The 9,189-nt window shown below is 53.4% G+C and carries 11 protein-coding genes and 1 tRNA gene; 6 read left to right on the forward strand and 6 right to left on the reverse strand.

What is annotated here, in order from left to right; genetic code table 11:
- Positions 1-50: 50 nt before the first annotated feature.
- From coaE to ACKWJN_RS08055, 5 genes are all read right to left on the reverse strand, one after another.
- A complete protein-coding gene (gene coaE / locus ACKWJN_RS08035) occupies positions 51-665 on the reverse strand; it encodes a dephospho-CoA kinase (protein ID WP_408595816.1) in 615 nt (204 codons plus the stop codon).
- Positions 666-689: 24 nt separating this feature from the next.
- Positions 690-1,508, reverse strand: a complete 819-nt coding sequence (locus tag ACKWJN_RS08040) for a prepilin peptidase (protein WP_408595817.1) — start codon at positions 1,506-1,508, stop codon at positions 690-692.
- Positions 1,505-2,713, reverse strand: a complete 1,209-nt coding sequence (locus ACKWJN_RS08045) for a type II secretion system F family protein (RefSeq protein WP_408595818.1) — start codon at positions 2,711-2,713, stop codon at positions 1,505-1,507. The genes ACKWJN_RS08040 and ACKWJN_RS08045 overlap by 4 nt, the downstream gene beginning before the upstream one ends.
- On the reverse strand, positions 2,706-3,869 hold the full coding sequence (locus ACKWJN_RS08050) for a GspE/PulE family protein (protein WP_408595819.1): 1,164 nt from the start codon (positions 3,867-3,869) through the stop codon (positions 2,706-2,708). The genes ACKWJN_RS08045 and ACKWJN_RS08050 overlap by 8 nt, the downstream gene beginning before the upstream one ends.
- 180 nt (positions 3,870-4,049) lie before the next feature.
- A tRNA-Pro gene (locus tag ACKWJN_RS08055) sits at positions 4,050-4,126 on the reverse strand.
- Between the two features lie 143 nt (positions 4,127-4,269).
- Between ACKWJN_RS08055 and ACKWJN_RS08060 the strand changes: the two genes are divergently transcribed.
- Positions 4,270-4,620: a hypothetical protein gene (locus ACKWJN_RS08060; protein ID WP_408595820.1), complete on the forward strand. Its 351-nt coding sequence runs from the start codon at positions 4,270-4,272 to the stop codon at positions 4,618-4,620.
- A gap of 180 nt (positions 4,621-4,800) precedes the next feature.
- Positions 4,801-5,184 carry an H-NS family nucleoid-associated regulatory protein gene (locus ACKWJN_RS08065; RefSeq protein WP_408595821.1) on the forward strand — a complete coding sequence of 128 codons (384 nt, stop codon included), beginning with the start codon at positions 4,801-4,803 and terminating at the stop codon, positions 5,182-5,184.
- Here ACKWJN_RS08065 and ACKWJN_RS08070 read toward each other — a convergent pair whose 3' ends face one another.
- Positions 5,185-6,114 (reverse strand): polyprenyl synthetase family protein, encoded by a 930-nt coding sequence (locus tag ACKWJN_RS08070; RefSeq protein WP_408595920.1) that lies wholly within the window; start codon positions 6,112-6,114, stop codon positions 5,185-5,187.
- A gap of 199 nt (positions 6,115-6,313) precedes the next feature.
- Between ACKWJN_RS08070 and rplU the strand changes: the two genes are divergently transcribed.
- From rplU to proB, 4 genes are all read left to right on the forward strand, one after another.
- Positions 6,314-6,625: a 50S ribosomal protein L21 gene (rplU, locus tag ACKWJN_RS08075; protein WP_100131651.1), complete on the forward strand. Its 312-nt coding sequence runs from the start codon at positions 6,314-6,316 to the stop codon at positions 6,623-6,625.
- A gap of 11 nt (positions 6,626-6,636) precedes the next feature.
- A complete protein-coding gene (gene rpmA, locus ACKWJN_RS08080) occupies positions 6,637-6,894 on the forward strand; it encodes a 50S ribosomal protein L27 (RefSeq protein WP_100146283.1) in 258 nt (85 codons plus the stop codon).
- A gap of 64 nt (positions 6,895-6,958) precedes the next feature.
- Positions 6,959-8,038, forward strand: a complete 1,080-nt coding sequence (gene cgtA, locus ACKWJN_RS08085) for an Obg family GTPase CgtA (RefSeq protein WP_408595822.1) — start codon at positions 6,959-6,961, stop codon at positions 8,036-8,038.
- On the forward strand, positions 8,035-9,174 hold the full coding sequence (gene proB, locus ACKWJN_RS08090) for a glutamate 5-kinase (RefSeq protein WP_408595823.1): 1,140 nt from the start codon (positions 8,035-8,037) through the stop codon (positions 9,172-9,174). Before cgtA ends, proB begins: the two co-directional genes overlap by 4 nt.
- Positions 9,175-9,189 lie beyond the last annotated feature (15 nt).

Below are 9,189 nucleotides of genomic sequence, written 5' to 3' on the forward strand. Positions count from 1 at the left end.
GCCTGAATCATACCCGGTGAAATCTCATTTTCTGGGCAGAATGTCTGGCGTTACAGGGGCAAACTGAGGACCTCTGCCTGCAACTGGGCTAAGCTGAGTTGCTCGTTGTAAATGACCCAATCTGCGGCAGCCAAGCGTTGAGGGCGACTTGCCTGCGCGTCGATGATGTTTTGCACCGTCTCAGCACCCAACCCACTTCGCGCATGGACGCGCTGAATTTGTGTTTCGACCCGACAGTCAACCACCAGTATTTTGTGGAGCATGTGACGCCAACGTCCAGACTCCACCAGGAGTGGTATGTCAAACACCACGGTGCGGTGTCCGGCCTGAATGGCTTCTTGAACCCGTCGTTGTGTTTCTTGTCCGACCAAGGGATGAACGATGGCTTCGAGGACTTTTTTGGCGGTGGGATCTCGAAAAACAAGGGCGCGCATCTGATCTCGGTCCAGCGAGCCTTCGGGCGTGATGAAATGCCCCCCCAATTGTTCGGCAATCAATGGGATAGCCAAGCCCTGAGGGGCTGTGAATTGGCGCGCAATGGCATCTGCATCAACCAAAGCGGCACCTCGCTCGACCAGCATGTGCGCCACCGTGCTTTTTCCGCTGCCAATCCCACCTGTGAGCCCCAAGTGAAATGTGCCAGAAGACGGGTAAGCGCTGGTCATGTGCATGAGTCTACGCAAACAAACTTACCAGCCCAGCCATTGGATGGCGGCATGGGGCCCGTACACAGCGAGTGAGGCTCCAGCCGCAGCCAAAAATGGACCAAATGGCACATAGCGACCTTCGTGCAGTTGGCCCCTTGCTTTTAAGGCCAAGCCAACCACTGCGCCTGCCATGCTGGCTAAAAATACCAAGGGGATCAGCGGCAAGGGGCCCAACCAGGCGCCCAAGGCAGCAAGCAGTTTGAAGTCGCCTGCGCCCATACCCTCTTGTTGCGTTATTTTTTCAAAAACAAAAGCAACCAACCACAAAGACGCATAGCCAACTGCTGCGCCCCAAACGGCTTCCTCAACTGGCAATGCAATCCAGTGCATGCTGCTGGCGATCAAGCCTGCCCACAGCAAGGTTTGCGTCAAAGCGTCCGGGAGCAGCGTGGTCTGCCAATCGATCACAGACAAGGCTAACAAACTGGTTGCAAAAAAGGCCCAGGACAAGGCGCTTGGCGTCAATCCCCAACGCCAAGCGCAGGCAAGCCACAGCAAGCTGGTCACGATTTCAATCAATGGGTAAATCGCGCCTATCGGATGCTGGCAAAAATTGCATCGTCCTTTGAGGCAGACATAACTTAAAAGAGGCACCAGGTGCCATGCGCGCAGTGGTGTGTGGCAATTGGGGCAATGCGAGGCAGGGTAGCAAATATCCCATCTTGTTGCTGAATGAGGCGATGGCTCTTGGGCTTGCATCACCATTCGCGGCAAGCGATGAATCAGCACATTGACAAAACTACCGACTACCAATCCGAAGGTCAGAGCCAAAAGAGCAAAGGACATACTCAACTCAGTCATACCACTTGTCCCAATTGAAAAATCGGCAAATACAAAGCCACCACCATGCCACCAATGAGAAGCCCTAAGGTCACCATGATGAAGGGTTCGAGCAAGGTGGACAAACGTTCAACGGCAGTTTCAACCTCTCGCTCATAGTGAGAGGCGGTGGCGTCTAACATTTTGTCGAGTGCGCCAGACTCTTCACCGATGGCACACATTTGGATTGCCATTGAAGAAAATAAACGACGGTGCGTGGCCATGGCTTCAGTCAAAGAGCTGCCTCGCATCAGTTGATCGCGAACGGATTGAGTGGCTCGCTCGTACTTTAAATTGCCGGTAACACCTTGAACGGCTTGCAGTGCGTCAGTGAGTGTGATGCCTGCCGCAAACAGCGTTGAGAGTGTACGCGCCCATCTCGCCAAGCAGGCATGTCGCACCACTGGGCCGGCCAGTGGTAAACGCAATACCAAACCGTGCCAGCGTTCTTTCAACATGTCGCTGCGATGGACTGCGTACAGCAAAGAACCCATGAGTGCGCAGGTGCTGATCAGTGCGGCCCAGCCATGTTGTTGCCAGCTTTGGCTCAGGCCAACCACCCAGCGTGTCAAAGCCGGCAACTCTGCATCGAATGAGGCAAAGATGTTTTCAAAAGCGGGCACAACAAAGGACAATAAAAAAATCATCACACTCAAGGCTATCACGAGGACGGCGCTCGGATAAATCAAGGCAGACCTCAGGGTGCTGCGTAAGGCTTCTGACTTTTCGCGGTGAATGGCGAGTCGATTCAACATGGTGTCCAGCATGCCTGCCATTTCGCCAGCAGCGACAAGGTTACAAAACAAAGCATCAAACGCAGCGTGGCGTCGAAGCGCTTGATGCAAGGGCATGCCTTCTTCGACCTGATGGCGCAGGTCTTGCACCAAGGCTTTGATGGCAGCTTGCCTCAGTCCGCGAGTGATGATGTCAAACGCTTGCAACAAGGGGACACCCGATAAAAGCAAAGTGGCCAATTGACGTGTCAGTCGCGTGATGTCTTTCGGTCGAACCCTGGCGGAGTTTTTCAACCAAGTGATGTAGTTGATTTGGCGCTGCACGCGTGTGGCACGAATGCGCTGCGCATGAAGTTGGGCCACCACGGCATCCTTTGTTGCGGCCTGCATGGTGCCTTGCACAAAGCGCGCCTCGCGGTCATGGCCATGCCATTTGAAAACGGGATCAGCCATGTTGCGTCAGCGCCATCACCTCTTGCGCAGAAGTGAGGCCGTGTAAGACCTTGAGTAACCCGGCTTCTCGTAAATTGCGCACCCCCTCAGAGCTTGCTTGTTTTGCCATGTCTTGCGCGCTGCAGTGGTTCAAGATCAGCGACTGCATGTTGTCGCTGATGGGAAGAACTTGAAAAATACCAAGGCGACCTTTGTAGCCTCCATCACACGCATGACACCCCACGGGTTTGAAGAGTGGGCGAGTTTGAATATCTTCAACGCTGAAGATGGTTTGTGGCGTCAATTCCAGCGCTGACCGTATCTCACGCGTTTGCGATTCATGCATCGGTGTTTTGCACCCATCACACAAACGCCTCACCAAGCGTTGCGCTGTGATCAACACCACGCTAGCCGCGACGTTGAATGGCTCCACACCCATGTGATGAAGCCGTGTCAACGTACTGGTCGCGTCGTTGGTGTGCAAAGTTGACAGGACCAAATGGCCTGTTTGGGAGGCTTGGATCGCAATCTGTGCGGTTTCTAGGTCCCTGATTTCACCCAACATGATCACGTCAGGGTCTTGCCTCAGCAATGCACGCAACGTGTTCGCAAAAGTCAAACCTGCACGTTCGTTGATGTTGACTTGATTGGCGCCCTCGAGTTGGATTTCGGAGGGGTCTTCGACCGTCGATAGATTGATTTCTGGACGGTTCAAAATGTCCAAGCAACTGTACAAAGAGAGCGTCTTGCCAGAGCCTGTGGGGCCTGTCATGAGCACCATGCCATGGGGACGTTCGATGGCTTCTACCAAGCGGGCTTGGTCGTCGGCTTCATATCCCAAACTGCTGAGGCTTGGGCGTGCTTGGCTGAACTTCAAGATGCGGATCACGACTTTTTCGCCGTGAACGGTGGGCAGTGAGCTCACCCGCAAGTCAACGCCTTGTCCTGCATGGGTGTATTGAATGCGGCCATCTTGTGGCAACCGCTTTTCAGCAATGTCCATGCGAGCCAACACTTTGATGCGAGACACCAATGCATCGCGAAGACTCATCGCTGGGGTGGCCGCCAACCGCAAGCGACCATCAATCCGAAAGCGTACCCGACAACTGTTGTCGCCGGTCTCGACATGTATGTCGGATGCGCCGTCCTGCAAGGCTTTGTGCAACAGTGAGTCCAAGACTTTGACTGCTGGACCTTCAGGTATTTGGGGTATCGATGGATGAAGGGAAGACATACGAATTCTGAACAGGGAATTCAGAATTCTTCAATCTACTCATCGCTTAAGGAGCGAGTCTTCATCACAAAAAAGCCCTGCATGACTTTGCAAACAGGGCGTTTAGCGTGCATCGCATGCTTGTGGTCGGGGTGAGAGGATTCGAACCTCCGGCCTCTACGTCCCGAACGTAGCGCTCTACCAGGCTAAGCTACACCCCGACGTGTTGCAGTCGTCGTGACTGCAGCTGTTAGCTTTTGCTATTTTAGCCAAACCGTTCTTGTGGGAGCTTTGACTTTTGTGTCAAAGCTCAATGCTTAACCCATAGAATCTAAATCAGGTCAATTGGCATTGAGGTATTCAAATGAAGCATATCGATCAAATCATCCGCTGGCTTTCTGTGCCTGGCATTCAAGTGGCTGCGCTGAGTTTTTTGCTTGGCGGCATTGCATATGCGGGCACTTTCCCCACCATTCCTTTGAGTGAGTTACCTGACCCTCTGCGGTCTGTTTGGAAAGAACTCAAGCCTGAAATGACGCCCATGAGCCATTGCGCGACTGCATTTGACAGCCACAGCGATGGAGACAAAATGGTTTTCAGATGCTCTATTCATATCAAGATGTCAGCAGAGGGGGAGCGTCGTGCCATGAAATATTGCGAAGAAAAACGAGAGGAAAAGAATATCAAAGCACCTTGTCGCTTGGTCGTTGAATAATTTGACGGTAAGGATAAAACCCCCCTACTAATTAACGATAGATAGCAACGTCTGATTTTCTGACCCTTATCAAAGCGAAGAAAATTTTCGATGATTAAGTCATACCGAATAAAAAATATACAAAAACGTAAATACTCCCTGTATATAATAAGTTTTTATTTAATTTAGTTGGAGATATTTATGGCTCGTACCACTGTGGCAGCGCAATTGGCTAAGTTGCGTAAAGATCGTGAAATATTGGAAAAGCGTGAAAAAGCATTGCTTGCCAAAACCAACGACAAAGTGCTGGGGCAAATTGTCGCTTTGGCCAAAGATGCCGGCATCACGGCCGCTGACATTGTCAAAGCCTTGGGCGCAGCAAAGCCTACCAAAGCTAAAGCACCCCGTGCAGCTAAAAAAGGTGCTTTGGCGGGTAAAAAAGTGGCAGCCAAATACCGCAACCCAGTCAATCCAGAGCAAACTTGGACAGGTCGAGGTGTTTCTCCTGCTTGGGTACAAGCCTTGAAGACGGCGGGCACCTTGGATACAGCTTTGATTGCTGCGCCTGTGGCTGCGCAAGCCTAATCAGTTACGGCGGTCCAGCAATTGGGCCGCCAATTCGTGCAGCGCCTCTTGATAAGGCCCTTTGGGTAGTTTGATAAGTGCCGCAATGGCACGTTCAGCTTCTGCACTTGCGGCAGAGCGCGTTGCTTCTAGTGCGCCAGTGCGGCGAACAATTTGAATAATCTCATCTAAGCCGTCCATTTCACCATTTTCAATGGCTCTTTGGATGGTGTCTTTTTCATGCGCTGTTCCGCGTTGCATGGCAATGATCAATGGGAGGGTATTTTTTCCCTCACGCAAATCATCACCTAAATTTTTACCTAATTCTTGGGCATCGCCATCGTAGTCAAGCACATCGTCAATCACTTGAAATGCCGTCCCCAAGGCTTGGCCATACTCAGCGCATGCCATCTCTACCTCTGGCGTGCTGCCCGCAATGACAGCGGCCAATCGCGTGCTTGCCTCAAATAGTTTGGCCGTTTTGGAGCGAATGACCCGTAAATAACCAGCTTCATCCAGCGAAGCGTCGTGCATATTCATCAGTTGCAATACTTCGCCTTCAGCGATCACATTGGTGGCATCGGCCAATATTTCCATGACCCGCATTTCTCCGGAATCAACCATCATCTGAAATGCGCGTGAATATAAAAAGTCACCGACCAAAACACTGGCTGGATTACCAAAGGATTCATTGGCAGTGGGTCTTCCCCGGCGCAAAGTTGATTCGTCCACTACGTCATCGTGCAATAAGGTGGCCGTATGAATAAACTCAACCACTGCGGCCAAGTTATGGCGTTGTGGGCCTTTGTAGCCTATTGCCCCAGCCATGAGCAGCAGCAAGGCAGGTCGAATTCGTTTGCCGCCTGCTGAAATGATGTACTGAGACACTTGCCCAACCAAGGGCACACCTGAATCCAACCGCTGGGCGATGACGCGGTCGACCTCGGCCATGTCGGCAGAGATCAGTTGCAAAGCGGAGGAGGGTGCGGTCGACAAGATAAGCCTTAAACCAATGGAAAGCCCACTGATTATAGGGACGCCGGTGGGGCGTAAATGAAAAAGCCACAGGCAAGTCTTGGAACTGCTATAATTTTTGGCTCTGCGGAAATCCGTCCGTAGAGTTCACTCAGATTTTATCTAGAGGTCTTACATGTACGCGGTCATAAAAACCGGTGGCAAACAGTATCGTGTTGCTGCTGGCGAAAAAATTAAAGTAGAACAGATTGCTGCGGACGTTGGCCAAGAGATTGTGATCGATCAAGTGTTGGCAGTCGGTAACGGCGCTGAACTCAAGATCGGCACACCCTTGGTGTCCGGCGCAACTGTCACAGTCACAGTCTTGTCTCACGGTAAGCACGACAAAGTTCGCATTTTCAAAATGCGTCGTCGTAAACACTACCAAAAGCGCCAAGGGCATCGTCAGCAGTTCACTGAATTGCAGATTGCTTCCATCAACGGTTAAGGAGCACTGACATGGCACAGAAAAAAGGCGGCGGCTCTACGCGAAACGGGCGCGATTCCAAGCCCAAAATGCTCGGTGTCAAAGCGTTCGGTGGTGAGTTGATCACTGCTGGCGCCATCATCGTGCGTCAACGTGGTACCAAGTTTCATCCCGGCACCAATGTCGGCGTGGGCAAAGACCACACCTTGTTCGCTTTGGTAGACGGCCACGTGTCGTTCGGCGTCAAGGGTGCTTTGAACAAGCACATGGTCAACATCACACCTGTTTGATTCCATCGAACTGATGTGTGACAAAGCCCCGACTTGTCGGGGCTTTACTTTTTAAACCAGACCCATGAAATTCGTAGACGAAGCCTATATCGACATTGCCGCTGGCGATGGGGGGAACGGCTGTGTCTCGTTTCGCCATGAGAAATACAAAGAATTTGGCGGCCCCAACGGCGGCGACGGTGGCCGAGGGGGGCATGTGTTCGCAGTGGCGGACCCCAACCTCAACACGCTGGTGGACTTTCGCTTTTCGCGCCGCCACGAAGCCAAGCGGGGTCAACACGGCATGGGCTCCGACATGTTTGGCCATGCGGGGGATGACATCACCCTCAAAATGCCGGTGGGCACCATCATCACCGACGCAGAAACCGGTGACGTGTTGTACGAGTTGCTCATTCCTGGCGAGGTGATCACCATCGCCAAAGGGGGTGATGGTGGCTTTGGCAACATGCGTTTCAAGAGCGCCATCAACCGTGCGCCGCGTCAGAAAACACCCGGCTGGCCTGGCGAGAAAAAAGAGCTCAAGCTCGAGCTCAAAGTGTTGGCCGATGTGGGCTTGCTGGGCATGCCCAATGCGGGTAAGTCCACGCTGATTACAGCCATTTCAAATGCGCGTCCAAAAATTGCCGATTACCCCTTCACCACCTTGCACCCCAATTTGGGGGTGGTCCGTGTAGGGCCAGAGCAAAGCTTTGTGGTGGCGGACGTACCCGGTTTGATCGAGGGCGCATCTGACGGTGCCGGATTGGGCCATCAGTTTTTGAGGCACCTACAACGCACACGGTTGTTGCTGCATCTTGTGGACATTGCCCCGTTTGACGAAGGTGTCGATCCGGTCAAACAAGCCAAAGCCATCGTGGCTGAGCTCAAAAAATACGACAAAGCCTTGTATGACAAGCCGCGTTGGTTGGTTTTGAACAAGCTCGACATGGTGCCCAAGGACGAGCGTGAAGCCGTGGTGGCTGACTTTGTCAAACGGTTCAAGTACAAAGGCCCTGTATTCCAGATCTCTGCGCTCACGCGCGAGGGTTGTGAGCCCTTGATCAAAGACATTTTCAAACACATCAAAGCGCAACAAGTGGCTGAGCAGCCGCCTGAATACGTGGATCCTCGCTTTGTAGACGATGCCCCTGACTCCGCCCCATGACACAGACTTCTACCCACTTGTTGCGCGACGCGCGTCGCATCGTGGTCAAGGTCGGGTCTAGCCTGGTGACCAACGAAGGCCGAGGCTTGGATGACCAAGCCATCGGCGAGTGGTGTCGGCAATTGGGTGTCTTGGTTCGGGATGGGCGAGAAGTCATCATGGTGTCTAGCGGCGCCATTGCCGAAGGCATGAAGCGTTTGGGCTGGACCACCCGTCCGCACGAACTGCATGAGTTGCAAGCTGCAGCGGCTGTGGGTCAAATGGGCTTGGCGCAGATGTACGAAACCAAGTTGCGCGAAAACGGCTTGGGTTCAGCCCAAGTCCTGCTCACCCATGCAGATTTAGCTGACCGCGAACGCTACCTCAACGCGCGCTCGACCTTGTTGACCTTGCTCGCGCATGGCGTGCTGCCCGTCATCAACGAGAACGACACCGTCGTCAACGATGAAATCAAATTCGGTGACAACGACACCTTGGGTGCCTTGGTGGCCAATTTGGTGGAGGCCGATGCCTTGGTCATCTTGACCGATCAACAAGGTCTCTACACCGCCGATCCGCGACGCGACCCCACTGCCACGTTTGTGCACGAGGCGCGAGCAGGAGACGCGGCATTGGAAGACATGGCAGGCGGCGCAGGCTCCAGCCTCGGCAAAGGCGGCATGATCACCAAAATCTTGGCAGCCAAGCGCGCGGCAGGATCTGGCGCGTCGACCGTCATCGCTTGGGGCCGTGAGCCCGATGCCTTGGTGCGCTTGACCCAGGGCGAAGCCATTGGCACTTTGCTGGTGGCGCAGACTCAAAAGCAACAAGCCCGCAAGCAATGGATGGCAGACCATCTGCAGTTGCGTGGTTCGGTCACCATTGACGATGGCGCCGTCGTCAAATTGCTGCATGAAGGCAAAAGCTTGCTGCCGATTGGCATGACGGGCGTGGATGGCGATTTTTCTCGCGGTGAAGTCATTGCCATCTTGGACCTCAAGGGGCAGGAGGTGGCCCGTGGACTGGCCAATTACGCTGCGGCAGAGGCCCGCTTGTTATGCCGCAAACCTTCTGGCGATGTCGAGCAACTGCTGGGTTATGTGGCCGAGCCCGAGATGGTCCATCGTGACAACTTGGTACTCACGCAACTCTCCTGAGTTTGGACCGCACGC

Source organism: Limnohabitans sp. (genome assembly GCF_046052825.1).
GTDB lineage: Bacteria > Pseudomonadota > Gammaproteobacteria > Burkholderiales > Burkholderiaceae_C > Limnohabitans.

Excerpts from the sequence above, each read along its gene's own strand:
- ACKWJN_RS08065 (WP_408595821.1), top strand. The coding sequence starts at position 4,801 with ATGGCTCGTACCACTGTGGCAGCGCAATTGGCTAAGTTGCGTAAAGAT.
- ACKWJN_RS08045 (WP_408595818.1), bottom strand. The coding sequence starts at position 2,713 with ATGGCTGATCCCGTTTTCAAATGGCATGGCCATGACCGCGAGGCGCGC.
- rpmA (WP_100146283.1), top strand. The coding sequence starts at position 6,637 with ATGGCACAGAAAAAAGGCGGCGGCTCTACGCGAAACGGGCGCGATTCC.
- cgtA (WP_408595822.1), top strand. The coding sequence starts at position 6,959 with ATGAAATTCGTAGACGAAGCCTATATCGACATTGCCGCTGGCGATGGG.
- proB (WP_408595823.1), top strand. The coding sequence starts at position 8,035 with ATGACACAGACTTCTACCCACTTGTTGCGCGACGCGCGTCGCATCGTG.
- ACKWJN_RS08060 (WP_408595820.1), top strand. The coding sequence starts at position 4,270 with ATGAAGCATATCGATCAAATCATCCGCTGGCTTTCTGTGCCTGGCATT.
- rplU (WP_100131651.1), top strand. The coding sequence starts at position 6,314 with ATGTACGCGGTCATAAAAACCGGTGGCAAACAGTATCGTGTTGCTGCT.
- ACKWJN_RS08040 (WP_408595817.1), bottom strand. The coding sequence starts at position 1,508 with ATGACTGAGTTGAGTATGTCCTTTGCTCTTTTGGCTCTGACCTTCGGA.
- coaE (WP_408595816.1), bottom strand. The coding sequence starts at position 665 with ATGACCAGCGCTTACCCGTCTTCTGGCACATTTCACTTGGGGCTCACA.
- ACKWJN_RS08070 (WP_408595920.1), bottom strand. The coding sequence starts at position 6,114 with ATGGCCGAGGTCGACCGCGTCATCGCCCAGCGGTTGGATTCAGGTGTG.